Origin of the sequence: Kitasatospora sp. MBT63 (assembly GCF_000710465.2) — a bacterium.
Taxonomy (GTDB): domain Bacteria; phylum Actinomycetota; class Actinomycetes; order Streptomycetales; family Streptomycetaceae; genus Kitasatospora.
This window is the reverse complement of sequence record NZ_JAIZ01000032.1, coordinates 1-24,773: the sequence shown is the minus strand read 5'-3', so window position 1 is coordinate 24,773 and position 24,773 is coordinate 1. Positions and strand designations below refer to the sequence as shown.

At 73.1% G+C, this 24,773-nt stretch carries 21 protein-coding genes and 1 riboswitch; of the genes, 8 read left to right on the top strand and 13 right to left on the bottom strand.

Annotated features, from left to right (window positions below):
- The 10 genes from cydD to hisC form a co-directional block, all read right to left on the bottom strand.
- Positions 1-1,651, bottom strand: a 1,651-nt coding sequence (gene cydD, locus AA75_RS02090) for a thiol reductant ABC exporter subunit CydD (RefSeq protein WP_082526176.1), incomplete at its 3' end; no start/stop codon positions are given.
- A gap of 40 nt (positions 1,652-1,691) precedes the next feature.
- A complete protein-coding gene (gene cydB, locus AA75_RS02085; RefSeq protein WP_033817937.1) occupies positions 1,692-2,708 on the bottom strand; it encodes a cytochrome d ubiquinol oxidase subunit II in 1,017 nt (338 codons plus the stop codon).
- Between the two features lie 13 nt (positions 2,709-2,721).
- Positions 2,722-4,263 (bottom strand): cytochrome ubiquinol oxidase subunit I, encoded by a 1,542-nt coding sequence (locus AA75_RS02080; RefSeq protein ID WP_033817936.1) that lies wholly within the window; start codon positions 4,261-4,263, stop codon positions 2,722-2,724.
- A gap of 256 nt (positions 4,264-4,519) precedes the next feature.
- Positions 4,520-6,223 carry a cell wall metabolism sensor histidine kinase WalK gene (locus AA75_RS02075; protein ID WP_035980121.1) on the bottom strand — a complete coding sequence of 568 codons (1,704 nt, stop codon included), beginning with the start codon at positions 6,221-6,223 and terminating at the stop codon, positions 4,520-4,522.
- Between the two features lie 7 nt (positions 6,224-6,230).
- Positions 6,231-6,935: a response regulator transcription factor gene (locus tag AA75_RS02070; RefSeq protein WP_033817943.1), complete on the bottom strand. Its 705-nt coding sequence runs from the start codon at positions 6,933-6,935 to the stop codon at positions 6,231-6,233.
- A gap of 304 nt (positions 6,936-7,239) precedes the next feature.
- Positions 7,240-7,887: a DUF5666 domain-containing protein gene (locus AA75_RS02065; protein WP_051811603.1), complete on the bottom strand. Its 648-nt coding sequence runs from the start codon at positions 7,885-7,887 to the stop codon at positions 7,240-7,242.
- Positions 7,888-7,918: 31 nt separating this feature from the next.
- Complete coding sequence (locus tag AA75_RS02060) at positions 7,919-9,118, bottom strand: ABC transporter permease (RefSeq protein ID WP_233288882.1); 1,200 nt, start codon at positions 9,116-9,118, stop codon at positions 7,919-7,921.
- Positions 9,118-9,912, bottom strand: coding sequence for an ABC transporter ATP-binding protein (locus AA75_RS02055; protein ID WP_033817934.1), 795 nt, complete (start codon positions 9,910-9,912; stop codon positions 9,118-9,120). The genes AA75_RS02060 and AA75_RS02055 overlap by 1 nt, the downstream gene beginning before the upstream one ends.
- The gene (locus AA75_RS02050) at positions 9,912-11,336 is read right to left on the bottom strand and encodes an efflux RND transporter periplasmic adaptor subunit (protein ID WP_051811601.1); all 1,425 of its coding nucleotides are present in this window, start codon (positions 11,334-11,336) and stop codon (positions 9,912-9,914) included. Before AA75_RS02050 ends, AA75_RS02055 begins: the two co-directional genes overlap by 1 nt.
- Positions 11,337-11,610: 274 nt before the next feature.
- Complete coding sequence (gene hisC / locus AA75_RS02045; protein WP_033817933.1) at positions 11,611-12,690, bottom strand: histidinol-phosphate transaminase; 1,080 nt, start codon at positions 12,688-12,690, stop codon at positions 11,611-11,613.
- Between the two features lie 339 nt (positions 12,691-13,029).
- On the opposite strand from hisC, the gene AA75_RS02040 reads away from it, so the two are divergent.
- From AA75_RS02040 to AA75_RS02030, 3 genes are all read left to right on the top strand, one after another.
- Positions 13,030-14,187 carry a LacI family DNA-binding transcriptional regulator gene (locus tag AA75_RS02040; protein WP_082526174.1) on the top strand — a complete coding sequence of 386 codons (1,158 nt, stop codon included), beginning with the start codon at positions 13,030-13,032 and terminating at the stop codon, positions 14,185-14,187.
- Between the two features lie 202 nt (positions 14,188-14,389).
- A complete protein-coding gene (locus AA75_RS02035) occupies positions 14,390-15,688 on the top strand; it encodes a metallophosphoesterase (RefSeq protein ID WP_082526173.1) in 1,299 nt (432 codons plus the stop codon).
- A gap of 273 nt (positions 15,689-15,961) precedes the next feature.
- Complete coding sequence (locus AA75_RS02030) at positions 15,962-16,777, top strand: hypothetical protein (protein ID WP_033817931.1); 816 nt, start codon at positions 15,962-15,964, stop codon at positions 16,775-16,777.
- Positions 16,778-16,856: 79 nt separating this feature from the next.
- On the opposite strand, the gene AA75_RS02025 is transcribed toward AA75_RS02030, so the two are convergent.
- Positions 16,857-17,696, bottom strand: a complete 840-nt coding sequence (locus AA75_RS02025) for a hypothetical protein (RefSeq protein WP_033817930.1) — start codon at positions 17,694-17,696, stop codon at positions 16,857-16,859.
- Positions 17,697-17,789: 93 nt separating this feature from the next.
- Positions 17,790-19,616 (bottom strand): phosphomethylpyrimidine synthase ThiC, encoded by a 1,827-nt coding sequence (gene thiC, locus AA75_RS02020; protein WP_033817929.1) that lies wholly within the window; start codon positions 19,614-19,616, stop codon positions 17,790-17,792.
- Positions 19,612-19,745: riboswitch (TPP riboswitch) on the bottom strand. Its footprint overlaps the gene before it by 5 nt.
- Before the next feature lie 132 nt (positions 19,746-19,877).
- Here thiC and AA75_RS02015 point away from each other — a divergent pair.
- Together AA75_RS02015 and AA75_RS02010 are read left to right on the top strand one after the other, a co-directional pair.
- A complete protein-coding gene (locus AA75_RS02015; RefSeq protein WP_033817928.1) occupies positions 19,878-20,090 on the top strand; it encodes a hypothetical protein in 213 nt (70 codons plus the stop codon).
- 165 nt (positions 20,091-20,255) lie between these two features.
- A complete protein-coding gene (locus AA75_RS02010) occupies positions 20,256-21,722 on the top strand; it encodes a flotillin family protein (RefSeq protein ID WP_033817927.1) in 1,467 nt (488 codons plus the stop codon).
- 76 nt (positions 21,723-21,798) lie between these two features.
- Here AA75_RS02010 and AA75_RS02005 read toward each other — a convergent pair whose 3' ends face one another.
- Positions 21,799-22,482 carry a VC0807 family protein gene (locus tag AA75_RS02005; protein WP_051811599.1) on the bottom strand — a complete coding sequence of 228 codons (684 nt, stop codon included), beginning with the start codon at positions 22,480-22,482 and terminating at the stop codon, positions 21,799-21,801.
- A 200-nt stretch (positions 22,483-22,682) separates the two neighbouring features.
- Between AA75_RS02005 and AA75_RS02000 the strand changes: the two genes are divergently transcribed.
- The 3 genes from AA75_RS02000 to AA75_RS01990 all read left to right on the top strand — a co-directional run.
- A complete protein-coding gene (locus AA75_RS02000) occupies positions 22,683-23,693 on the top strand; it encodes a 3-oxoacyl-ACP synthase III family protein (protein WP_033817926.1) in 1,011 nt (336 codons plus the stop codon).
- The gene (locus tag AA75_RS01995) at positions 23,690-24,430 is read left to right on the top strand and encodes a glycosyltransferase family A protein (protein WP_233288881.1); all 741 of its coding nucleotides are present in this window, start codon (positions 23,690-23,692) and stop codon (positions 24,428-24,430) included. The genes AA75_RS02000 and AA75_RS01995 overlap by 4 nt, the downstream gene beginning before the upstream one ends.
- A gap of 15 nt (positions 24,431-24,445) precedes the next feature.
- The coding region (locus tag AA75_RS01990) for an AMP-binding protein (protein WP_033817925.1) at positions 24,446-24,773 on the top strand (328 nt) is incomplete at its 3' end.

Genomic DNA, 24,773 nt, shown 5'->3' with positions numbered 1-24,773 from the left:
GGTCGTGCTGGGCGGGGGCGGTGGGCGGCAGCGGGGGGCCGGGCAGGTGGTGGCGGTGGCCGGCGACGGCGAGCAGGGCCGGGCGGTGGGCGACCAGCAGGACGGTGCGGCCTTCGCCGAGGGCGCGGACGGCGTCCACCACGGCGGCCTCGCTCTCGCCGTCGAGGTTGGCGGTCGGCTCGTCCAGGAGGACCAGCGGGCGGTCCGCGAGCAGGGCCCGGGCCAGCGCGATCCGCTGGCGCTGGCCGGCCGAGAGTCCGGCGCCGCCTTCGCCGAGCACGGCGGCCGGGTCGGCGAAGTCGGTGGCGTGGGCGGCGGCGAGGGCGGCGCGGACCTGCTGGTCGGTGGCGTCGGGCCGGGCGAGGCGGACGTTGTCGGCGATGGTGCCGGCGAACAGCTGGGGGTGCTGCGGGACCCACGCGATCTGCCGGCGCCACTCGGCCGGGTCGAGGTCGGCGAGGTCGGTGCCGCCGATCCGGACGCTCCCGGCGGTGGGCGGGGTGAAGCCGAGCAGGACGGCGAGCAGGGTGGACTTTCCGGCGCCGCTGGGGCCGGTGAGTGCGGTGGTGGTGCCCGGTCCGAGGGTGAGGGTGACGCCGTCGAGGGCGGGGGCGGTGCGGCCCGGGTGGGTGACGGTGACACCGGTGAGGGTGATGTCCGCCCCCCGCAGCGGTGGCACCGGGCGGGTCCCGGCGGCGGGCAGCGGGGTCTCGAGCACCTCGAAGATCTGCCCGGCGGCGGTCAGCCCTTCGACGCTGGAGTGGTAGAGCGCGCCGACCTGGCGGATCGGCAGGTGGACCTCGGGGGCGAGGATCAGCACCAGCAGCCCGGTCTCCAGGCCGAGGGTGCCGTCGACCAGGCGGAAGCCGACCGAGACGGCGACCAGCGCGACCGAGAGGGTGGCGAGCAGTTCCAGGGCGAACGAGGAGATGAACGCGATCCGCAGGGTCCGCAGGGTGGCCCGGCGGTACTCGTCGGTGACCCGGGCGATGGTGCGGGCCTGTGCCTTGGCCCGGCCGAACACCTTGAGGGTGGGCAGCCCGGCCACCACGTCCAGGAAGTGGTGGGAGAGCCGGGCCAGGCCCTCCCACTGGCGGTCCATCCTGGCCTGGGTGGCCAGGCCGATCAGCACCATGAACAGCGGGATCAGCGGCAGGGTCGCGGCGATGACGGCGGCCGACTCCCAGTCGGCGCCCAGGATCCGGGCCAGCACCACCACCGGGACGACCACGGCGAGCGCCAGCTGCGGCAGGTAGCGGGCGAAGTAGTCGTCCAGCGCGTCGATGCCGCGGGTGGCGAGCGCGGTGAGCTCGCCGGTGCGCCGGCCCGCCAGGTAGGACGGGCCGAGCGCGGTGGCGTGCTCCAGCAGGCGGCCGCGCAGGGTGGACTTCACCCGGGCGACCGAGCGGTGCGCGGTCAGCTCGGTGAGCCAGGCGACGGCGGCCCGGCCGACCGCGGTGGCGGCCAGCCACAGCAGCGGCCCGGTGAGCCCGTACGCGTGCTGCTGGAAGGCCCGGACCACGATCTCGGCGATCAGGCCGGCCTGGACCACCACCAGCACCGCGCCCGCCGCGCCGAGCAGGACGGACCCGGCGAGGAAGGCCCGGGTGGTGCGGGCGTGGGTGAGCAGTCTCGGGTCGACCGGCCGCATCCGCTGCTGACGCTCCATCGTGGTGCTCCGTCGCTCCGGGTCAGTGGTCGGCGGGCCGGGGGGCGGCCGGGATGTGCTGGACGCCGATCCGCTTGCGGAATACCCAGTACGTCCAGCTCTGGTAGAGCAGCACGATCGGGGTGAAGACGGCCGCGACGACGGTCATCACCTTGAGGGTGTACGGCGAGGAGGCGGAGTTGGTGACGGTCAGCGAGTAGGCCGGGTCGAGGGTGGAGGGCATCACGTCGGGGAACAGCGCCAGGAAGAGCACGGCGACGGCGGCCACCACGGTGAGCCCGGAGAACACGAACGCCCAGCCCTCGCGGGCGACCTTGTTGGCGGCCAGCGACGCGACCAGGGCGAGCACCGCGACCACCAGGGCGGCCAGGCTCCAGCCGTTGCCGGAGTGCGACTGGGTCCAGACCAGGAAGACCACCGCGAGCACCGCGGTGGCCAGGCCGAGGCCGAGCGCCTGGGCGCGGGCCCGCTCGCGGATGTCGCCGACGGTCTTGAGCGCCGCGAAGACCGCGCCGTGGAAGGTGAACAGCGCCAGCGTCACCAGTCCGCCGAGGATGGCGTACGGGTTGAGCAGGTCCCAGAAGCCGCCGACGTAGTTCTTGTCCCGGTCGATGTCCACGCCGTGCACGATGTTGGCGAAGGCGACGCCCCACAGGAAGGCCGGGATCAGCGAGGTCCAGAAGATGGCCAGCTCCCAGTTGCGCTGCCAGCGCTCGCCGGTGCGCTTGGCCCGGTACTCGAAGGCGACCCCGCGCACGATCAGGCAGACCAGGATGGCCAGCAGCGGCAGGTAGAAGCCGCTGAACAGGGTGGCGTACCAGTCCGGGAAGGCGGCGAAGGTGGCGCCGCCGGCGGTCAGCAGCCAGACCTCGTTGCCGTCCCAGACCGGGCCGATGGTGTTGATCAGGACCCGGCGTTCGGTGGTGTCGCGGGCCAGGGTCCGGGTGAGGATGCCGATCCCGAAGTCGAAGCCCTCCAGGAAGAAGTAGCCGGTCCACAGGACGGCGATGAGGACGAACCAGAAGTCGTTGAGGTGCATGCTCGTTCCGTCCTCAGTACGCGAAGGCGAGGGGCTGGTCGGCGTCCTCGTCCGGGGACGGGCCGCGCAGGGTCGGGTCCTTGGTGGGGGGCTCCTCGGACGTGACGGGGCCGGCCTTGGCGTACTTGACCAGCAGCTTCACCTCGATCACGGCGAGTACCGCGTAGAGCAGGGTGAAGGTGGTCAGGGCGCCGATCTGGGTGCCGACGGAGACGTTGGGGGAGACCGCGTCGGCGGTGCGCATCAGGCCGAAGACCACCCAGGGCTGGCGGCCCATCTCGGTGAAGATCCAGCCGAAGCTGTTGGCGATCAGCGGGAAGCCCATGGTGAGGATGCCGATCCGCCAGCTCCACTTCGTCAGGAGCGGGCCGAGTTCGCGGTTCCTGGTGAGCATCAGCTTCGGCGCCTCGTCCTCGCCGGTGCGGTGCTCGGGCGCGAGCCAGAACCGGCGCCGGGTGGTCCACAGGCCGATCAGCGCGGCCACGAAGGAGGTCATCCCGAAGCCGATCATGAGGCGGAAGCCCCAGTAGGTGACGAAGATGTTCGGGATGTAGTCGTCGGGCTGTCCGCCGTAGCGGGCGGCCTCGGCGGCGGCGGTGTCGTTGATGCCGGGGACGGCGGTGGAGAAGTCGCTGTGGGCGAGGAAGGACAGTATCCCGGGGATCTCCAGCTCGACCGAGTTGTGGCCCTGGCTGACGTCCCCGACCGCGAAGATCGAGAACGGCGCGGGCGCCTGGGTGTCCCACAGCGCCTCCGCGGAGGCCATCTTCATCGGCTGCTGCTCGAACATCACCTTGGCCAGGGTGTCGCCGCTGACCGCGGTCCCCAGGCCCCCGAGCACCGCGATGACCAGCGCGACCCGCAGCGAGGTGCGCATCGCGGCGGTCTTGCGGCCGTCGCCCTCCTTGCCCCGCTCGGCCCGCCACAGGTGGTACGAGGCGATGCCGACCATGAAGGCGGCGCCGGTCAGGAAGGCCGCGGTCAGGGTGTGGAAGACCTGCACCAGGGTGGTGTTCTGGAACAGCACCCGGCCGATGTCGGTCAGCTGCGCCTTGCCGGTGGCCGGGTCGATCCGGTACCCGACGGGGTGCTGCATCCAGGAGTTGGCGGCCAGGATGAAGTAGCCGGAGAGCACCGTGCCGATCGCGACCAGCCAGATGCAGGCACAGTGGATCTTCTTCGGCAGCCGGTCCCAGCCGAAGATCCACAGGCCGATGAAGGTCGACTCGAAGAAGAAGGCGATCAGCGCCTCCATCGCGAGCGGGGCCCCGAAGACGTCGCCGACGAAGCGCGAGTAGTCGGACCAGTTCATCCCGAACTGGAACTCCTGGACGATGCCGGTGACCACGCCCATCGCGATGTTGATCAGGAAGAGCTTGCCCCAGAACTTGGTGGCGTGGAAGTACTTCTCCTTGCCGGTGCGCACCCAGGCGGTCTGCAGCCCCGCCACTATCGCCGACAGGCTGATCGTCAGCGGGACGAAGAGGAAGTGGTAGACGGTGGTGATGCCGAACTGCCAACGCGCGATGGTCTCGTGAGCCACTGCCAGCTCCACGGCGCCCTCTCTTCCGTGCTCGGTATGCCCTGATCCACCACACAGCGGGCAAAACGCATCATTAGCATGAAACCGCTACCAGCCATGCCAAGCTTGCCCGCTTGTGAAAGTGAACACGTTCACAAGGTGAGTATCCACCATGCTTATCCGCGTTCGAACAGGGGGGTGGGGTTCGATGATCCGGGCTATCGGAGCGGCCTCACAAGCCACCGCCCGGGCGGCCGTTTGGACGCCCGGGCACTTGACAGCGCGGCCCTCAGCGCTGGTGCGGCAGCTGTACCCGGAAGGCCGAGCCGCGCCCGGGGGCAGTGTCCAGGGTGAGGTCACCGCCGTGCGCGTGCACCAGCGCCGAGGCGATGGCCAGGCCGAGGCCGGCGCCCCCGCCCTCCAGGCGGCTGCGCGAGGGGTCGACCCGGTAGAACCGCTCGAAGACCTGCAGCGCCTGACCCTCGGTCAGGCCAGGTCCCTGGTCCGCCACCTCCAGCAGGCAGCGGCCGTCCACCGTGCCGACCCCGATCCGGACGGCGGTGCCCGCCGGGGTGTGCTTGACCGCGTTGCCGACCAGGTTGGTGACCACCTGGCGCAGCCGGGACTCGTCGCCCAGCACCGGCGCGGGCTGCGGGGCGCCGGTGCCGTCCGGGCCGGTCAGGGTGACCGGCCGGCCCGGGTCCAGCGCGGTCAGGTCGTGCAGCGCGTCGGCGGCCAGCGTGCGCAGGTCCATCGGTGCGAGGTCGAGCGGCCGCTCCTCGTCCAGCCGGGCCAGCGTCAGCAGGTCCTCCACCAGGGTGCCGAGCCGGACCGCCTCGCTCTCGATCCGGTCCATCGCCCGGTCAACGTCCTGCAGCGCGCCCATCCGGTGCAGCTCCGCGAAGCCCCGGATCCCGGCCAGCGGGGTCCGCAGCTCGTGCGAGGCGTCCGCGACGAAGCGCCGCATCCGGGCCTCCGAGGCGGCCCGGGCGGAGAACGCCGCCTCGATCTGGCTCAGCATCCCGTTCAGCGCGGTGGAGAGCCGGCCGATCTCGGTCCGCTGCCCGAGCTCCGGCATCCGGTGCGAGAGCTCGCCCGAGGCGATCCTCTGGGCGCCCTGCTCGATCTTGCGCAGCGGCCGCAGCCCCGCCCGGACCGCGAACGCACCGAGCGCGGCGATGCCCAGCAGCACCGAGCCGCCGATGGTCAGGAAGGTGGTCCGCAGCCGGGCCAGCACCGCGTCCACGTCGTCCAGCGAGACCGCGACCAGCAGGTAGCTCGGGGCGGCGAAGTCGCTGGTGGCGGCCGTCGCACCGGTGGCGGGGGCACCGATGGCGGGGGCGCCGCCCGCGGGGCCGCCGGCCACGGCCGGCCGCTGGATCGGCAGCACGAGCACCCGCCAGCTGCCGTCGCCGTGCTCCCCGGGGACGGTGAAGCAGTCGTCGCCGCGGGCGGAGATCTCCGCCGGGGTGAGCTTGGCCACCTTGGGGAGCGGGTCGGTGTCGTCGATCGGCTGGCGGTAGATGTCCTGGACGGTGCCGTCGACCGCCAGGTACTGCACCACGTACTGGCTGGGCAGGAACGGACCCGGCCGGCGGCCGAAGCCCTGGCCGAACCCGTCACCCGCGGCCGGACCCTGGGGGTTCTGGCCCGCCTGCGCGTTCTGGTTGGCCTGCGCGTTCTGGTTGGCCTGCGCGCCGTTCTGGCCGGCACCCTGGCCGCCCGCCCGTGGCCCCAGGCCCGGACCCAGGCCCGGTCCTTGGCCCAGTCCTTGGCCCGGTCCCTGGCCGAGCGCGCCGGGCAGCCGGGCGCCGGGCTGGCGGTGGGCGAGCGGCTGGGCGAAGCGTTCCAGCTGCTGGTCCGCCCGTTCGACCAGCTGGACCTTGACCGCGCCGAGCACCAGGGTGTCGCTCACCACCAGCCCGGTGGTGACCAGCAGCAGGGCCAGCACCAGCAGCCGGGCGCGGAGCGAGAGCCGGGCGACGGACCGCACGGGCCGCTCAGCCCTGCGGGGGGCGGCGCAGGGCGTAGCCGATGCCGCGGACGGTGTGGATCAGCTTGGGGCCGTGCGCGGCGGTGCCGGAGTCGAGCTTGCGGCGCAGGTACGAGATGTAGGACTCGACGATGGAGAGGTCGCCGCCGAAGTCGTAGGCCCAGACGTGGTCGAGGATCTGCGCCTTGGAGACCACCCGGCCGACGTTGGCCATCAGGTAGTGCAGCAGTTTGAACTCGGTCGGCGACAGCGAGACCGGGACGCCGGCCCTGGTCACCTCGTGCGCCAGCGGGTCGAGGACCAGGTCGGAGACCATCAGCCGGCCGTCCTCGGCCGGGCCGCCGGCCCGGCGCAGGATCGCCCGGATCCGGGCGATCAGCTCCTCCAGGCTGAACGGCTTGGTGACGTAGTCGTCCGCGCCGACCGCGAGGCCCTGCACCTTGTCGCCGGTGCCGTCCTTGGCGGTGAGGAAGAGCACCGGGACGTGCTCGCCGCCCTGCGGCCACTGGGACTGCTCGCGCAGCCGCTGGACCACCGCGAAGCCGTCCAGGTCCGGCAGCATCACGTCGAGGACCACCAGGTCGGGCCGCTCGGCGGCGACGGCGGCGAGCGCCTCCTCGCCGGTCGCGGCCGACACCACCCGGAAACCGGAGAACCGCAGCGAGGCGGAGAGCAGCTCGCGGATGTTCGGCTCGTCGTCCACGACCAGCAGGAATGCCTCGCCGGAGGTGGTGCCGAGGGCCGGGCTGCCGGCCGGCTGTGCTGTCCCTGACACGGTGATCCGCCTCCCGGTCGGTCGATGGTTGCTCATCGGACGATAGCCCGGGGAGGCTATGCGCGGTTGATGAAGCTTGGATTAAACCCCTGCCGACCGGGTTCTGGCCAACTCCCCCGGCCCGGGTGCCGCCTCCCCCGCCCGGCTGCCGTGGCTCCCCGGGTCCGGAGCCACCGTACGCCCACGGCGCCCGGCCCCGGCCCGTCGTACGGGTCGGGGCCGGGCGGGGCCCAGTGCCGGGTCAGTTGCCGCCGGTCCCGGAGGCCGTGCCGCCGGCGCCGCCGGGCGCTCCGCCCGCCGCGCCGCCGCGGCCGCCGAAACCGCCGAATCCGGCCGCGCCCTCGGTGAGCTGGGTGGCGGTGTAGCTGCCGTCCGCGGCCTTGCTGCCGACCACCGTGACGCTCTGGCCGGGCTGCAGGTCGGCGGCCTTGCCCTCCTTGTTGAGCGTGACCTTGGTGGAGTCACCGGTGGTCACCTTGATGGTGTTGCCGGACGCGTCGGTGAGGTAGACGGTGGTGCCGTCGACCTGCTTGACCGTGCCGCGGGTGAACCCGCCGGCCCCGCCCTGGCCCTGGCCGCCCTGGCCCTGTCCGCCCTGCCCCGGGGCGTTCTGGCCCTGGCCGAAGCCGCCGCGGCGGTTGCCCTGGCCGTTCTGGCCCTGGCCGCCCGCGGTCGCCCGCTGGCCGCCGCCGTTGCCGCCGCCGTCCTTCTGGAACCAGACGCCGCCGGCGAAGGAGACCACGGCTATCACGCAGCCGGCCAGCACCAGGGTCGGCCAGGGCAGCTTGCGGCGTGGCGGGGCCGCGAGTTCGGCGGAGACGTCGCGGGCGTCCGGCGCGGTGGCCAGCAGCTCGGTCGCGGATTCGTTGTCGCTGGGCTTGGTGGACATGCGGGATACCACTCCTGATCGGTCTAGGGGTTCACTCGTGACGCAGGGCGTCGATCGGGCGCAGTCGGGCGGCCCGGTTGGCGGGGTAGCTGCCGAAGAACAGTCCGATCGCGACGGCGATCCCGAAGGCGCCGAGCACCGACTCGGGGATGACCACCGGTTTGATGCCGACGATGCTGAAGTGCGAGCCGATCAGGCCGGCCAGCACCCCGAGTCCGGCACCCAGCACCGAGAGCAGCGTCGACTCCATCAGGAACTGGCCGAGGACCACCGCCCGGGGTGCGCCGAGCGCCTTGCGGATGCCGATCTCCTTGGTCCGCTCGGTGACCGTGACCAGCATGATGTTGGTGATCCCGATCCCGCCGACCAGCAGCGAGATCGCGGCCACCGCGCCGAGCAGCACGGTGAAGGTCCGGGTGGTGCTCTCCCGCGCCGTCAGCAGCGAGGACTGGCTGCTGATCCGGAAGTCGGCCTTGGCCGGGTCGGCGATGGCGTGGGTGCCGAGCAGGATCCGGCTGACGTCGTTCTGCGCCTCGGTGGTCTGCTCGGCCGAGCCGGCCTGGACCAGGATCTGGTTGACCGAGCCGAAGCCCGTGAAGGCGTTCTGGACGGTCGGCAGCGGGGCGATGACCACGTCGTCCGGGTCGTTGAAGCCGGTGCTGCCCTTGGCCTGCAGCACGCCGACCACGGTGAACGGGGTCGACCCGAGGACGATCTTCTTGCCGACCGGGTCCTCGGTGTCGAAGAGCTGCTTCGCGGTGGCGGAGCCGAGCACCGCGACCTTGCGGGAGTTCAGCACGTCGTCGTTGGAGAAGTAGTCGCCGCGGGCGACCTTCTGGTTGGCGGTCTCGAAGTAGGCGGGGTAGGTGCCGACCACCGAACCCGGCTGGTACGAGATGTTCCCGTACAGCGCGGTGGCGGTGGTGGTGACCACCGGTGCGACCGACTTGATCGCCGGGGCGTCGGTGGCGGTGGCGAGCGCCTTGGCGTCCTCGACGGTGAGCTTCTTGGCCGCCGTGGCGGCGCCGCGGGCGCTGGTGGACGACACGGTGAGGGAGTTGGTGCCGAGCGCGGTGATCGAGTCCTTGACCGCGACCGAGGAGCCGTTGCCGACCGCCAGCAGCAGGATCACCGAGGCGACGCCGATCAGGACCCCGAGCATGGTGAGCGCCGAGCGCACCTTGTTGGCCGCCAGTCCGCCGAGCGCGAACCGGAGCATCTGCCAGAGCATCACACGCCCACCTCCACGCCGAGCGCGGGCGGCGGGCCGTCGACCTCGGCCTGCCGCACGTCACTGACGATCGCGCCGTCCATCAGCCGGATCACGCGCTTGGCGTGCCGGGCGACCTCGTCCTCGTGGGTGATCAGGACGACCGTACGGCCGGCCGCGTTCAGCCCGTCGATGATCGACAGCACCTCCTCGGTGGAGTGGCTGTCGAGGTTTCCGGTGGGCTCGTCGGCGAGCAGCATGGCCGGTGCGGTGACCAGGGCCCGCGCCACCGCGACGCGCTGCTGCTGGCCGCCGGAGAGCTGGTTGGGCTTGTGCCCGGCCCGCTCGGCCAGGCCGACCAGGGAGAGCGCGGCGAGCGCCCGGCGCCGGCGCTCGGCGGCGCGTACGCCCGCGTAGGCGAGCGGGAGCTCCACCTGGGCGAGCGCGGTGGTGCGCGGGACCAGGTTGAAGGACTGGAAGACGAACCCGATCTTGCGGTTGCGGACCAGCGACAGCTGGCCCTCGTCCAGGTGGCCGACGTCGATGCCGTCCAGCAGGTAGCGGCCGGAGGTCGGCACGTCGAGGCAGCCGAGGATGTTCATCAGGGTGGACTTGCCCGAGCCCGAGCTGCCCATCACCGCGACGTAGTCGCCCTCGGCGATGTCGAGGCTGACCCCGAGCGGCTCGCCGCCGCCCGGCGCGGACGGGCCGCGCAGGGCGTGCACCACGGCGTCGCCGTGGCCGTACGACTTGATCACCTGGCGGATCTGGATCACCGGGGGCCTGGCGCCCGCCGGCGGCTTCTGAGCGGTCATCAGCCGCGGCCCCCGCCGCCGTTGCCGCCGCCGGCGCGGCCGCCACCGGCCGTACCACCGCCGCCGAAGCCGGCGCCGCCGACCGCGGCCGCACCGCCCGCACCTCCGACGCCGCCCGCGCCGGGGAACCGGCCGCTGGGGAAGCCGTTGCCGGTGCCGGCCGTGGTGCTGGTCAGCTCGACCTGGTCGCCCTCCTTGAGGCCGTCCACCACCTGCACGGTGGCGTCGCCCTCGACGCCGACCGTGACCGCGACCCGCTCGGTGCTGCCGTCCTGGTGGACCAGGGTGGCGGTCCGGCCGGTGCCGGTGCCGGCCAGCGCCGCGGTCGGCACCGACAGCGCGTTGTCGGCCTCGCCGGTGACCACCGAGATGGTCGCGCTCAGGCCGGTGCGCAGCTTGGAGGTGTCGCCGGTGAGCTGCAGGGTCGCGCCGTACTGGACCGCGCCGGAGGAGCCGCCCGAGGAGCTGGGCAGCGAGCTGACCGACAGCACGGTGGCCTCGAGCTTGGTGTCGGACTGGGCGTTCAGGGTGACGGTGGCCGCCTGGCCCTTCTTGAGCTTCAGCGAGTCGAGTTCCGAGAAGGCGGCGGTGACCTGCATGCCGGTCGGGTTGGTGAGCACGATGAACCCGCTCGGGGTGGTGCTGCCGCTGGTCGAGGAGGTGCCCGTCTTCGTGCTGCCCGAGCCGCTGCTCGCGCCGCTGCCGGAGCCGGTGGAGCCGCTGCCGCCGGTGCCGGAGACGGTCTCGCCGACCTTGGCGCCGATCGAGGCCACCGTGCCGTCGGTGACGGCTGTCAGGGTGGTGCCGGCCAGGGCGGCCTTGGCGTTGGTGAGGGTGGTCTCGGCGGTGTCGACCTGCTGCTGGGCCTGGGCGACCTGGGCCTGGTCCACCTTGGTGGTGGTGACGGTGGTGGTCTGCGGGGCCGGGGTGGTGGGGGCGCCGGAGCCGCTCCCGCCGCTGCGGCCGGAGCCGCCGGAGCCGCCGGAGCTGCCGGAGCCGCTCGCGGGCAGTTGCTTGGTGGTGGTGACGGTCTCGCCGGCCTCGGCCTTGGTGAGGTTGGCCTCGGCCGCGTTGAGGGCCGAGGTGGCGGCGTTCACCTGCTGCTGGGCGGAGGTGGTGTCGACCGTGGCAAGCACCTGGCCGGCCTTGACGGTGTCGCCGACGCCGACCTTGACCGAGGTCAGCCGGCCGCCGGTGGTGAAGTCGAGGCCGGCGTCGGACGGCGAGGCCAGGGTGCCGGATCCGGACACGGTGGCCAGGACGGTGCCCTTGGCCACGGTCGCGGTCCGCACACCGGACTTGCCGGCGGCGGAGCTGGTGCCGCTGTCCAGGGTGGTGTACGCCAGCGCGGCCCCACCCAACAGGGCCACACCGAGCGCGGAGTTGAGGAGGACGGCACCACGCCGTCGGGGGAGGACCTTCATGGCGCACAGCTTCGCGCCGCGCCCTTTCGAGTTCCTGCGCCCGGGCTGGAAGGTTCCTGGCCGCCGTAAGGGGGGCAAGCCCCGACATTCCGGGCCCTGCCGGGGAGTGCGCTACCGAACGCTGACCGAACGTTGGCCGAGCTCCCAGCAGACTCCCAGCGTTTCCCGGTCGGCTCCTCACCGCGGCCCGGGCGCGGGGCCCGCGACCGGCGTACGGTCACGGGCCCCCGCCCCCGGCGCCGGACCGGCCCCGGGGAACGGCTGCAGCCGACGCTCAGAGCTCCTTGCGGAAGGCCTCCGCGGCCGCCAGGAACAGGTCGTTGCCGGCCACCTCGCCGATGGTGACCCGCACGCCGTCGCCCTGGAAGGGGCGGACCACCACGCCCGCCGCCGCGCAGGCCGCGGCGAAGTCCAGGGCGCGCTCGCCCAGGCGCAGCCAGACGAAGTTGGCCTGGGTGTCGGCGAGCGTCCAGCCCTGGGCGGTGAGCGCGGCGACCACCCGGGTGCGCTCGGCGACCAGCGCCTCGACCCGCTCCAGCAGTTCGTCCTCGGCGCGCAGCGAGGCGACGGCGGCGTCCTGGGCGATCTGGCTGACGCCGAAGGGCACCGCGGTCTTGCGCAGGGCGGTGGCCACCGGCTCGTGGGCGATGGCGAAGCCGACCCGCAGGCCGGCCAGGCCGTAGGCCTTGGAGAAGGTGCGCAGGACGCAGACGTTCGGGCGGTCGCGGTAGAGCTCGATGCCGTTGGGCACCTGCTCGTCGCGGATGAACTCGATGTAGGCCTCGTCCAGGACGACCAGGATGTCGGTCGGCACGGCGTCCAGGAAGCGGACCAGCTCGTCGCGGCGGATGGCGGTGCCGGTCGGGTTGTTCGGGTTGCAGACGAAGATCAGCCGGGTGCGGTCGGTGACGGCGGCGAGCATCGCGTCGAGGTCGTGCTCCTCGGTCGCGGTGAGCGGGACCGGGACGGGGGTGGCCCCGGCGACCTGGGTGACGATCGGGTAGGCCTCGAAGGAGCGCCAGGCGAAGATCACCTCGTCGCCGGGCCCGGCGGTGGAGAGCACCAGGGACTGGGCGACGCTGACCGAGCCGGTGCCGGTGGCGATGTGCTCGGCGGGGACTCCGAAGCGGCGGGCGAGCTCCTCGGTGAGGGCGGTGACGGCCATGTCCGGGTACCGGTTGAAGGTGCCGGCCGCGGCGAGGGCGGCGTCGAGCACACCGGGCAGCGGCGGGTACGGGTTCTCGTTGGAGGACAGCTTGTACGCGTCGGCGCCGGCCGGCTTGCCGGGCCTGTACGTCGGGATGCCGTCCAGGGTCGGCCTCAGCCGGGGGCCCTGCGCTGCCGTTCCGCTCACGGTCGTCTCCTTCTCTCCGGCCGCCTCGCTGCGGCCATCGGATCGCGTGCGCACGGGGTCGCCGGCACAAGCGGTCCTGGGTACGCACCCGCACCACCCCGGTCGGGTGCCCTGAACGATACCCACCCGCTCACCCGTAGGGGTGAGATGCTCGTTCGGGTTACGGGTGCAGATCAGCCATTCTGCCGGGTTCCTTTGGCACATGTCAGAGGTAAGACGGCCGGATCTGGGCGGGTATCGAAGGGGGCCGTTCGGCCGGGCACACAGAGAAACGTATCTTCAGCAATCAGTAGCGAACCGGTCACGCAGCGCCGTCACGAGCCATACGATCGGTCCGCCATGACAGCAGCAGCCAACCAGAGCGGTCGGCGACCCACCGCCTCACGGCGCCTGGAGCGGGCCGGCATCCGGGACGTGGCGGCAGCCGCCGGAGTGTCGATCACCACGGTCTCCGACGCGCTGAACGGTAAGGGACGCCTGCCCGACGAGACCAGAAGCCGGGTGCGCGAGGTCGCCGAGCGCCTCGGCTACCGACCCTCCGCCGCCGCCCGGACCCTGCGCACCGGCCGGTCCGGCCTGATCGGACTGACCGTCACGACGTACGGCGAGGAGCCCTTCACCTTCACCGAATTCGCCTACTTCGCCGAGATGGCCCGGGCCGCCACCAGCGCCGCGCTCAGCCGCGGCTACGCGCTGGTGGTGCTCCCCGCCTCCTCGCGGCACGACGTCTGGAGCAACATCGCCCTGGACGGCACCGTGGTGATCGACCCGCCCGACCAGGACCCGCTGGTCAGCGAGCTCTACCGGTCCGGCGTGCCGGTGGTCAGCGACGGCAAGCCGGGCAACTGCCCGGTCACCGCCTGGGTCGACAACGACCACGAGGCCGCCGTGCTCGGCATCCTCGACCACCTGAGCGAGGCCGGCGCCCGCCGGATCGGCCTGCTCACCGGCACCAGCACCGACACCTACACCCGGCTGTCCACCGACGCCTACCTCGGCTGGTGCCACCGGGTCGGCCAGGAGCCGGTCTACGAGGCCTACCCCGCCCACGACCCGGCCGCCGGCGCGCTGGCCGCCGACCGGCTGCTGGCCCGCCCGGACCGTCCGGACGCGGTGTACGGGCTGTTCGACCCGAACGGCACCGACCTGCTGGCCGCCGCCCGCCGCTACGGCCTGCGGGTCCCGGACGACCTGCTGCTGGTGTGCTGCAGCGAGAGCGACGTGTACGCGGGCACCGAGCCCCCGATCACCACACTGTCGCTCAAGCCGCGCCGGATCGGGACCACGGTGGTCAACCTGCTCATCGACGCGATCGAGGGGGTCGAGCCGGGCGGCGGCCCGGACAGCGGGCGGCTGTTCCCGCCCCGGTTCCGCACCGCCGGGACGGGTCCGCCGCCCGGCACGCTGATGCCCACCGAGCTGATCGTCCGGTCCTCCTCCGAGCGCCGCAGCCCGCGGACGACGGTCAGCCCGCCGCGGCCGCCGGGTGAGGTGTGACGGGCGGGCGGGCCGGCGCGGGGTGTCCCGGGCCGGCCCGGTGGTCCGTACCCGCCCGGTGATCCGGGCGGGTACCGGCCGCGGTCCGGTCCGTCACAGCAGCGGTCGGACCGGGCGGTGCGGACCGCCCGGACGACCTTCCGAACAATTGGATGCCGACCAGGTGAGGACGCCGGGAGAGTGGTCTTCCTATGATGGGCGAATGACACCCGAGGACCGCTTCCCCGGGCCTGAACTGCCCGACTCAGGCCGCCGCCCGCAGCAGGACCTCGACGTGCTCCCGTACGGCTCCTACTACGAGCCCGCCGAACCGCCCGCCGGACACCCGTACGAGCAGACCTACAGCGGTTTCGGCGGCGCCCGCTACCTGGAGCAGCACTGGCCGACGCCGGGTCACCTTCCCACCGCCCAGCACCCCGTGACCGACACCGTGCCGGACGGGCACTACGCGCCGACCGGGCACTACGCACCGGCCGGGCAGTTCGAGAGCGGCCGGCTCGACGGCGGCCCGCTGGAGATCCGCTACGACAGCGGCTTCGAACCCGAGTACGCCCCGCCCGCCGCGGAGGCCGCACCCGCGCCGCACCCCGGCACCCCGCAGTCGGAGGACCCGCCGACCATCGAGCTCGGCGCGCCCATCCCCGACGTCCACCCCGAGGTGCACTTCCCGTACCCGCAGCCCGAGCCCGGCGAGGCCCCCGGTCCGCTGTACGTGATCGGCGACGTGCACGGCTACCTGGACGAGCTGCTCGCCGCGCTGCACCAGCAGGGCCTGATCGACGACGAGGGCCACTGGGCGGCCGGCCGCTCCCGGGTCTGGTTCCTCGGCGACTTCACCGACCGCGGCCCGGACGGCATCGGCGTGATCAACCTGGTGATGCAGCTGGCCGCCGAGGCCGCCGCCGCCGGCGGGTACTGCCGCGCCCTGATGGGCAACCACGAGCTGCTGTTCCTGGGCGCCGCCCGCTACGGCGACGAGCCGGTCCAGTCCACCGCGGGCACCGCCTCCTTCCTCGCCGCCTGGCGGCTCAACGGCGGCCAGCAGCACGACCTCGACCGCCTGGAGCAGCACCACATCAGCTGGCTGTCGCGGCTGCCCGCGATCGCCATCGAGGACGGCCACCTGCTGCTGCACTCGGACACCACCGCGTACCTGGAGTACGGCCACTCGATCGCCGACGTCAACGACGCGGTCCACGTGGTGCTGGCCGACGAGGGCATCGACGAGTGGTGGGACTGCTTCCGCAAGTTCACCAAGCGGTTCGCCTTCCGCGGCCAGGCCGGCCCGCAGGCCGTCCACGAACTGCTCGACACCTACGGCGGGTACCGGGTGGTGCACGGCCACAGCCCGATCCCGTACCTGACCGGCGTCGACCAGGCCGACGACGCCCCGCCGCACGTGCCGGGCCCCTACATCTACGCGGACGAGCTGGCCATCGCGATGGACGGCGGGGTCACCATGGAGGGGCGGCTGCTGGTCGCCCAGCTGCCGCTGAACTGACCCCGGGCGCGGCCCGGCGGTGCCCGTACTGAAACAACTGCAGGGCGCTGCCGGGCTTCTGACGGTACTGAAAATCCGGAAACCTACTGTCAGCCCCGGTACGCGGCCCCCTACCATCGAGGCACCACGCGAGGCCCCGCGTCCGGCCGCCACCACCGGCCTGCGGCCCTGCGGGCGGGCCCGGCCCCAGGCGGGCGGACCGTCCCGGCGGGCCGCAGCGGCAGGCCCGCGCGGACCATCCACCTCCGTGCCTCCAGCGGAAACGGGGTACCCATGAGAAACGCCCCGCACCTGCTCGCCGAGGACCGCCCGGACTTCGCCCGGGTCCTCGACGAAGCACTGCGCGACGGATCCGTCCAGGCTGCACTGCGCACGCCCGGACCGCACCTCAACGCCGAACAACTGCACACCAAGGCCATGCTCGCGGCGGCCGGGATCAACGCCGAGGCCGCCGCCGAGTACCAGCACTACCTCACCCTGCGCGACGCCCTCGGCGGCGCGGCGACCACCCCCTCCGGCGGCCCCGACCCGGGGCCCGGGGCCGGACTGCTCCCGGTCCTGACCACCCTCACGCCCGTCCTCGCCGGGGCCGGCGGCGGCATCCTGCTGCTGATCGGTTACACCGTGCGGACCGCCGAGCCGGCCGTCACGCTCGGCCGCACCCTGGTCACGGCCGGCTGGGTCGCCGTCGTGATCGCCCTCGCCGCCCTGCTGATCGGCGGCGTCGGCCTGCTCCTGACCGCCCACCGGGACGGCTCACCGACCCCGGCCGGGCAGGACCCGCACCTGCACGCCGATCTGGCCGAGGCCCGCCGCGCCTGGCTCACCGCCCTGCGCGAGCGCGCCCTGATCCCCTACCTGCTCGCCAACCTCGACTCCGAACCCGCCCTCTCACCCCAGCCCGGCGGCCGGCCCTCCCCGCCCGACCTGCTCAGCCCCGGCTACAGCAGCGCCCGCTACTCCAGCCCCGGCTTCTCCAGCCCCGGCGTCGAAGGCGTCACCGACCCGCAGGGCCGCATCCCCCGCCCGGCGGAGTTCACCGGCCCCGGCTACACCTCCCCCGACTTCACCGGCCCGGACGAGGTCTGACGCCGGGTCGAGGTGAACCCGAACGGCGCGGGGCCCACAGCAACGTACGGCTCCGCCGTCCGGTACGGCGGGTGCGTCCTCACGCCTCGCCCCGGTCGAGGGTCAGCCGGCTTCCCCAGACCGCGTTCCAGCCGCTGCCGCGCCAGAGCGCCAGTCCCGCGTACGTGAAGACGCAGCCGAACCCCACCCCCCAGTCGTCGCCGTCGTCATGGCGCAGCGAACGGTCGGCGAAGGCGGTGCGGAGGCCGTCGAGCGGTATCACCGTGTAACCGTCGGTGGAGTCCGCGGCGAAGTGGCGGACCTCGATCCAGCCCTCGCGCACGAAGGGGAGCAGCGGGGCGAGCTGCCGGTCGAGCCAGGCGGTGAGCTCGGTGCCGGTCAGGTCGGACGGCAGGTCCTCCCAGATGCCGAACGGGCCGGTGAGCAGGCCGCTGGTCTCCGAGGCGCAGACCAGGAGCTCCCGTTGCCCGTCGGTGAGCTCGTCCCAGGCGGGCCGGCCGGCAGCGTCCTCCTCCGGGAACGCGCTCGCGTGCCACCACGCCCGCGCCGGTTCGGTGGCGTCCAGGTCGAGCGTCAGCGCCGGGTGCGGGTTCCAGAGCCAGTTGGCCGGCTCGGCCAAGGCGTCCCGCAGCGCCGGGCCGGTCAGGACCGGGTCGGACGGTGCGGCGCCGGGACCCTGCCGGACCCGGACGGTGAGCAGGCCGCGTTCGGCGAGGCCCACGGCTGCCGCGGCCAGCCGCGGTACCAGCGCCAGCTGTTCGTCGCGGGTGTAGCTCCGCGGGGGCGGGGCGTCGTCGGCGCCGGCCCAGCGGAGGTCGGTGCCGTACTGCTGGACGGTCCCGGCCAGGCGCGACTGCCACAGGCCACGGCGGATCAGTGTCTGCTCGGCCGGGCTCAGGGTGTTCCAGGGCTGCTGCACGACACGGATCATCCCAGGCCCGGCACGACGTCGGCGCCGCGCCGGGAAGCCCCCTCCTGCCTCCCGGTGCGGCGCCTGGTCGGTGGCCGCCGGTCAGTCGGCCAGCGGCAGGTAGACCCGGTTGCCCTGGGCGGCGAACTCCTCGGACTTGGCCTGCATGCCGGCCAGGGCCTCGGCTGCGTAGCCGGAGCCGTCGACCGCGGTGGAGCCGTCGCCGTGTTCCGCGCGGATCTGCTGGGAGATCTTCATGGAGCAGAACTTGGGGCCGCACATGGAGCAGAAGTGCGCGGTCTTGGCGGGTTCGGCCGGCAGGGTCTCGTCGTGGAACTCGCGGGCCGTCTCCGGGTCGAGGGCCAGGTTGAACTGGTCCTCCCAGCGGAACTCGAAGCGGGCGTCGGACAGTGCGTCGTCCCAGGCCTGTGCGCCGGGGTGGCCCTTGGCGAGGTCGGCCGCGTGGGCGGCGATCTTGTAGGTGATGACGCCGGTCTTGACGTCGTCCCGGTTGGGCAGGCCCAGGTGTTCCTTGGGGGTGACGTAGCAGAGCATCGCGGTGCCCCACCAGGCGATCATCGCCGCGCCGATGCCCGAGGTGATGTGGTCGTACCCGGGCGCGACGTCGGTGGTGAGCGGGCCGAGGGTGTAGAACGGTGCCTCGTCGCAGATCTCCCGCTGGAGGTCCATGTTCTCGCGGATCTTGTTCATCGGGACGTGGCCGGGGCCCTCGATCATCACCTGGACGTCGCGCTCGCGGGCGATCCGGCCGAGCTCGCCGAGGGTCTGCAGCTCGGCGAACTGCGCCTCGTCGTTGGCGTCGGCGATGGAGCCGGGCCGCAGGCCGTCACCGAGCGAGAAGGTGACGTCGTAGGCGGCGAGGATGTCGCAGAGTTCCGCGAAGTTGGTGTACAGGAAGTTCTCCCGGTGGTGCGCCAGGCACCAGGCCGCCATGATCGAGCCGCCGCGCGAGACGATGCCGGTCTTGCGGCGGGCCGTCAGCGGGACGTACCGCAGCAGCACGCCGGCGTGGACGGTCATGTAGTCGACGCCCTGCTCGCACTGCTCGATGACGGTGTCGCGGTAGACCTCCCAGCTCAGTTCCTCGGCCTTGCCGTCGACCTTCTCCAGTGCCTGGTAGAGCGGCACGGTGCCGATCGGCACGGGGGAGTTGCGCAGGATCCACTCGCGGGTGGTGTGGATGTTGCGGCCGGTGGAGAGGTCCATGACGGTGTCGGCGCCCCAGCGGGTGGCCCAGGTCATCTTCTCCACCTCCTCCTCGATCGAGGAGGTGACGGCGGAGTTGCCGATGTTGGCGTTGATCTTCACCAGGAAGTTGGTGCCGATGATGGCCGGCTCCACCTCGGGGTGGTTCACGTTGACCGGGATGACGGCCCGGCCGCGGGCCACCTCGTCGCGGACGAACTCCGGCTCCAGCCCCTCCCGGATGGCCACGAACTCCATCTCCGGGGTGATCACTCCCTGCTTCGCGTAGGCGAGTTGGGTGACCGCCGCGCCGGCCCGGCCGCGCAGCGGGCGGCGCGGGCGGCCGGGGAAGACGGCGTCCAGGTTGCGGAGGTTGCCGCCGCGCGGGGCGGTGTGTTTGATCCCGTCGTCCTCCGGGCGGGCCTCGCGCCCGTCGTACTCCTCGACGTCGCCGCGCTGGCGGATCCAGGGATCGCGCAGCGCCGGCAGGCCGCGGCGGACGTCCGGCTCGTAGGCGGCGTCGGTGTACGGGCCGGAGGTGTCGTAGAGCGGTACGGTCCGGCCGTTGGTGAGGTGGACCTCGCGGTACGGGACCCGCAGGTCGGGGCGGGACCCCTCGCGGTAGGCCTTGTGCCAGGCCGGGGTCGGGTAGCCGGTGGCGGCGCTGCTGACCTGGCCCGTCGTGCTGCGGGCAGACTCCTGCTGTGCATCAAAGATGGTCATCTGACCTTCTACTCCCTACGCCGGCATTACCCGGTCCAGGTTCCTGCGGTCGGCGCAGCGGCTGGCCCGTCGTCCGACGTGCCGGTCAGCGCCCTCTCAGCCCGGTGCTCCGAGCTCCCGTTGTTCGCAGACGGTTTGCCTGCGTAAGACGTCCAACACGGTAGCGGGCCGTCCGGTCCAGGTCCAGACGTGTTCCGGCCACCGGACGCGGGCCGGGCCGGAACTCCGCCCGCCGGCGGCAGCGGTGGGAGACTTGGCCGCATGGTCGGGTTGACGGGACGGGTGACGGGCAGGGTCGGGGCCGGCCTGGTCGGCGAGGTGCTGGTCCATGTGCCGCAGCGGCAGGGGTCGGAGGCGTTCCTGGCGTACCTGGCGGTGCCGGGGGACCCGCTCGCACCGGGCACGCCGGTGGTGGTGCTGGAGTACCAGCCGCCGCGCACGGTCTACGTCGCCGCGGCGTATCCACCTTCCTGACCTGGCTCTTGACGCAATCTTGACGCCCTTGGAGCACGATCAGGACACCCGGCCCTTCCCAAGCGATCACGGCAGGCGAAGAATCTGCTGCTGCCACCGCGTTCCGCGCCGTCCTGCACAACAGCGCGCAGCCACGGAACCGGTGTGCCCGAAGGGGGAAAGCCGATGCTGATCGGCATCGCGGGGGCCGTGGTGGCCTCCATCGTGATCGTGATCGTGCTGTTCAAACTGATGTGGCGGGTGGCCGAGCCCAACGAGGCGCTGGTCATCTCCGGGTCGAACCACCGCACCGAGGGCGTGGCGGACGGGCTGGGCTTCCGGATCGTCACCGGGCGCGGCACCTTCGTCCTGCCCGGTGTCCAGGCGGTCCGCAAGCTCTCGCTGGACCTGAACGAGGCCGAGCTGGACGTCGAGTGCGTGACCTCGCAGGGAATCCCGGTGCACGTCAAGGGCGTTGTGATCTTCAAGGTGGGCGACGACACGGTGTCGATCGCCAACGCCGCCCGCCGTTTCCTGGACCAGCAGAAGATGATGGGCCAGCGGGTGCACAACGTGTTCGCCGGTCATCTGCGGTCCATCGTCGGCGGGTTGACGGTCGAGGACATGATCCGCGACCGGGAGCGGCTGACCGGGGAGACCCGGGCGGCGTCCGGGTCCGAGATGGAGAAGCTCGGCCTGATCATCGACTCGCTGCAGATCCAGGAGATCCTGGACCCGACCGGCTACATCACCAACCTGGCCGCGCCGCACGCCGCCGCGGTCCAGCGCGACGCCCGGATCGCGGCCGCCGAGGCCGACCGGCGGGCCACCGAGGCGGAGCAGGAGGCGTTCGCCCGCAAGGCCGAGGCGACCCGCAACTCCGGTATCCAGCAGGCCGGTTACCAGGCCGAGCTGGAGACGGCGACGGCCCGGGCGCTGCAGGCCGGTCCGCTGGCCCAGGCGGCCGCCCGGCAGGAGGTCGTGGTCCAGGAGACCAAGGTCGCCGAGCTGGAGGCGCACCGCAAGGAGCAGCAGCTGCAGGCGGACGTCCGCAAGCCCGCCGACGCCCGGGCGTACGAGACCCGGACCAAGGCGGAGGCCGACCGTGACGCGCGGATCTCCGCGGCCGAGGCGCTGGCCCGGGAGACCGAGCTGAAGGCGGGCGCGGAGGCGAACCGGGTGAAGATCGCGGCGACCGCGGAGGCGGAGGCGACCAGGGCGCGCGGACTGGCCGCGGCCGAGGCGACCAAGGCGACCGGTCTGGCGGAGGCGGCGTCGGCGGAGGCCCGTGGTCTGGCGCAGGCCGAGGCGGCGCGGGCGCTGGGTCTGGCGGAGGCGGAGGCGATCAAGGCCCGGGCCGCCGCGCTCGCGGAGAACCAGGAGGCGGTGGTCGCGCAGCAGCTGGCCGAGAACTGGCCGGAGATCGTCCGGGCCGGCGCGGAGGCCTTCGGCAACGTCGAGCACATGGTGCTGCTGAACGGCGCGGACGGGATGTCCGACATGTTCGCCAAGGCGCTGACCATGGGCGGTACCGGCCTCGGGCTGGCCCGGCAGCTGCTGGGTGCGATGAGCAACCCGAAGGAGGGGGTGAAGGACGGGCCCGCCGCCGAGAAACCGGTGAGCCTGCCGATCCCGGTGCAGGACGCGTCCTGACCCTGGGGAGCCCGAGGTGCCCGTCCACCGGTCGCGGTGGGCGGGCACGGGTGTTCGCGGAGTGGATCGGGAGGGGTCAGCGGGCCTCGGCCCCGGCCTCGGCGATGACCTGCTCGGCCATCCGGCCGGCGAAGACGTTGCCGACCAGGACGCCGAGGCCAATGGCGCCGACCAGCATCACGGTGCTCAGCCAGACCATGGTCTCCAGCGGCACGGTGTAGGCGCCGACCACCTTGGCCACGCACTCGGCGACCAGCAGCGAGCCCCAGGCGAGCGAGAAGTTGCGCTCGTTGCGGCGGAAGGCCGCCGAGGTCGCCAGCAGCCGGTCCCAGGCGGCGGACCGGGCGGCGTCGCCCTTGACGATGAAGGGCCGCAGTCCGGCGGTCATCAGCGGCCGGCCGAGCAGCGCCGTGACGATCATCGAGCCGCCGATCACGCTGCTGACCGCGCCGTCCTTGGCGAGCATCAGCCGGGGGTCGCCGGCCAGCGTGGACAGGGCGAGGCCGGCCACGTTGACCAGCAGCATCAGCAGGGCGAGCGAGTTGACCGAGCGGTCCCGCACCAGGGCGCCGACGGTCCGGACGACCGGCACCGCGCTGCTGATGGCGAGCGAGGCGACCAGGCCGAGGCCGAACACCGCGTGGGCGGTGTAGTAGGCGCCGAGCGGCACCGCGATGTCGACGGCCAGCGGCCGCAGGGCGGCGAGCGCCCCGGAGCCGGCCTTGCGGCGGATGTCCGTGCTGGTGGTGATGGTGGCCATGGTCCTGTTCCCCGTTCGTCCCGGTGCTGCTCGGCTCGCTCTCTGCGATGTCCCAACTCTCGCCTGCGGCAGGGGCTGCGGGTCAGTGTGCGCTGTGCGGGAAAGTGCATGACGGATGTCACGGCCGAGCCCGATCGCCTGTCACCGATGAGTACGGGTACTCAGGTCCACCCCCTCGCCGAGCGGCCAGGATGGCGGTCATGGACCTCCGGATACCGAAGGTCGGCATCACCGCCGTGGGCGCCTGCCTGCCGGCCCGGGTGCTGACCTCGCAACAGCTCCAGGACGAGGTGACGGGCGGCAGCGGCCTGCGACTGCCCGAGGGGGTGTTCGAGAAGGCGACCGGCATCCGTACCCGGCACTTCGCGGCGGACGGCGAGTACGCCTCCACGCTGGCGCTCGGGGCGGCCCGGCAGGCGCTGGACGGCGCGGGGCTCGACCCGCTCGACCTCGATCTGCTGGTGTTCGCCTCGGCCACCCGGGACGTCTGCGAGCCCGCGACCGCGCACCTGGTGCAGGCCGAACTCGGCTCCCGGGCGCACGCGTTCGACCTCTCCAACGCCTGCAACAGCTTCCTCAACGGCATCGACACCGCCCGGGCGATGATCCTGGCCGGCCGGGCCCGGCGGGCCCTGGTGGTCACGGGGGAGACGCCGAGCCGGGCGATGCGGCGCGACCCGGGCGGCCTGGCCGACTTCCGGGACTCCTTCGCCGGCTACACCTTCGGCGACGCGGGGGCGGCCGTGGTGGTGGAGGAGGTGGAGCACGGCGGCATCCTGGACGTGGAGACCGAGACCGCCTCCGAGCACTGGGAGGTCGGCGGCATCCCGGGCGGCGGCTCGCGCCACCCGCGCGGCGACGAGTACAGCTACTTCCGGGGCGGCGGCAAGGAGTTGCGCGGTGTCTTCGAGCGGATCGGCGCCGACATCCTGACCCGGACGGCCGCCCGCACCGGGCTCGGCTGGGACGCGTACGCCCGGGTGCTGGTGCACCAGGTGACGCTGCCGTACCTGGAGCGGTTCGTGGAGCTGACCGGGGTGCCGGCCGAGAAGCTGGTGGTCACGGTGGACCGGCTGGGGAATCTCGCCAGCGCCACCATCGGCGTCCAACTGGAGCTGATCAGACCGGGATTGCGGACCGGGGACCGGGTACTGATGGTGGGTCTGGGCGGCGGGGTCAGCCTGACCACGATGGTCTGGGAGGTGTCGTGACCGAGCTGTGGGTGGTCGTCCCGGCGTACCAGGAGGAGACCCGGATCGAGGGCGCGCTGCGGGCGCTGGCCGCCCAGCGCGACCTCGGCTTCACCCTGCTGGTGGTGGACAACGGCTCGACGGACCGGACGGTGGAGCTGGTCCGGGCCTTCGCCGGGCGGGCGCCGTTCCCGGTGGAGGTGCTGGTGGAGCCCGAGAAGGGGGTCGGCTGCGCGGTCGACACCGGCTTCCGGCACGCCATCGCCCGGGGGGCCACGCTGCTGGCCCGCACCGACGCGGACTGCCTTCCGCAGCCGGGCTGGACGGCCGCCGCCCGGGCCGGGATGCTCGCCTGCGGCGGCCTGGTCTGCGGGCACATCACCGCGCGCCACGACGAGCACGGGCCAGTGGGGCGGGCGGCGTTCCGGGTGCTGGTGACGCTGGGCGCCGCCTTCGGGCGGATCCGTCCGGCGCACCGCCGCCGGCACGGCTACCTGGTGCCGTACCGGATGCACGCCGGGAACAACATGGCGGTCACCGCGGAGCTGTACCGGGCGGTCGGCGGGATGCCGCGCCGGCCCTCGCCCACCGACCGGGCGTTCATCAACCGGGTGCGCCGCCGCACCACCGCGATCGTGCACCGCCGGGACATGGTGGTGCAGAACTCCACCCGCCGGATCCGCGCCTACGGCGTGCTCGGCACCGCCCGCTGGTACCTGGAGCGCGGCGCCGGGCCACGCTCCACCGACCCGCGCTGACGAGGGGACCGGACCATGCTCGACCGGCTCGACCGCACCCTGCGCGAGGGCGCCGACCGGCCCGCCCTGCTCGGCTGCACCCGGACCGGGGCCGTCACCGTACGGGCCCGCTGCGGTGAACTCGCCGATCTGGCGGATGCCTTCGCCGCCGCCCTGCACCACCGGTACGGCCTGCGGCCCGGGGACACCCTCGGTGTCGCCGTCCGGCCGGGGCCGCGCGCGCTCGCCGTGCTGCTCGCGGCGCACCGGCTCGGCCTGCGGGCCGCCGTGCTCGACCCGTCCGCCGGGCCCGAGGTGCTGCACGCCCGGCTCGCGCTGGCCCGGCCGGCCCTGGTGCTGGCCG

Coding starts and splice junctions, on each gene's coding strand:
- AA75_RS02010 (WP_033817927.1), top strand. CDS start 20,256: ATGCTGATCGGCATCGCGGGGGCCGTGGTGGCCTCCATCGTGATCGTG.
- AA75_RS02030 (WP_033817931.1), top strand. CDS start 15,962: ATGAGAAACGCCCCGCACCTGCTCGCCGAGGACCGCCCGGACTTCGCC.
- AA75_RS02040 (WP_082526174.1), top strand. CDS start 13,030: ATGACAGCAGCAGCCAACCAGAGCGGTCGGCGACCCACCGCCTCACGG.
- AA75_RS02060 (WP_233288882.1), bottom strand. CDS start 9,118: ATGCTCTGGCAGATGCTCCGGTTCGCGCTCGGCGGACTGGCGGCCAAC.
- cydB (WP_033817937.1), bottom strand. CDS start 2,708: ATGCACCTCAACGACTTCTGGTTCGTCCTCATCGCCGTCCTGTGGACC.
- AA75_RS02050 (WP_051811601.1), bottom strand. CDS start 11,336: ATGAAGGTCCTCCCCCGACGGCGTGGTGCCGTCCTCCTCAACTCCGCG.
- thiC (WP_033817929.1), bottom strand. CDS start 19,616: ATGACCATCTTTGATGCACAGCAGGAGTCTGCCCGCAGCACGACGGGC.
- AA75_RS02035 (WP_082526173.1), top strand. CDS start 14,390: ATGACACCCGAGGACCGCTTCCCCGGGCCTGAACTGCCCGACTCAGGC.
- AA75_RS02065 (WP_051811603.1), bottom strand. CDS start 7,887: ATGTCCACCAAGCCCAGCGACAACGAATCCGCGACCGAGCTGCTGGCC.
- AA75_RS02055 (WP_033817934.1), bottom strand. CDS start 9,912: ATGACCGCTCAGAAGCCGCCGGCGGGCGCCAGGCCCCCGGTGATCCAG.
- AA75_RS02015 (WP_033817928.1), top strand. CDS start 19,878: ATGGTCGGGTTGACGGGACGGGTGACGGGCAGGGTCGGGGCCGGCCTG.
- AA75_RS02000 (WP_033817926.1), top strand. CDS start 22,683: ATGGACCTCCGGATACCGAAGGTCGGCATCACCGCCGTGGGCGCCTGC.
- AA75_RS02005 (WP_051811599.1), bottom strand. CDS start 22,482: ATGGCCACCATCACCACCAGCACGGACATCCGCCGCAAGGCCGGCTCC.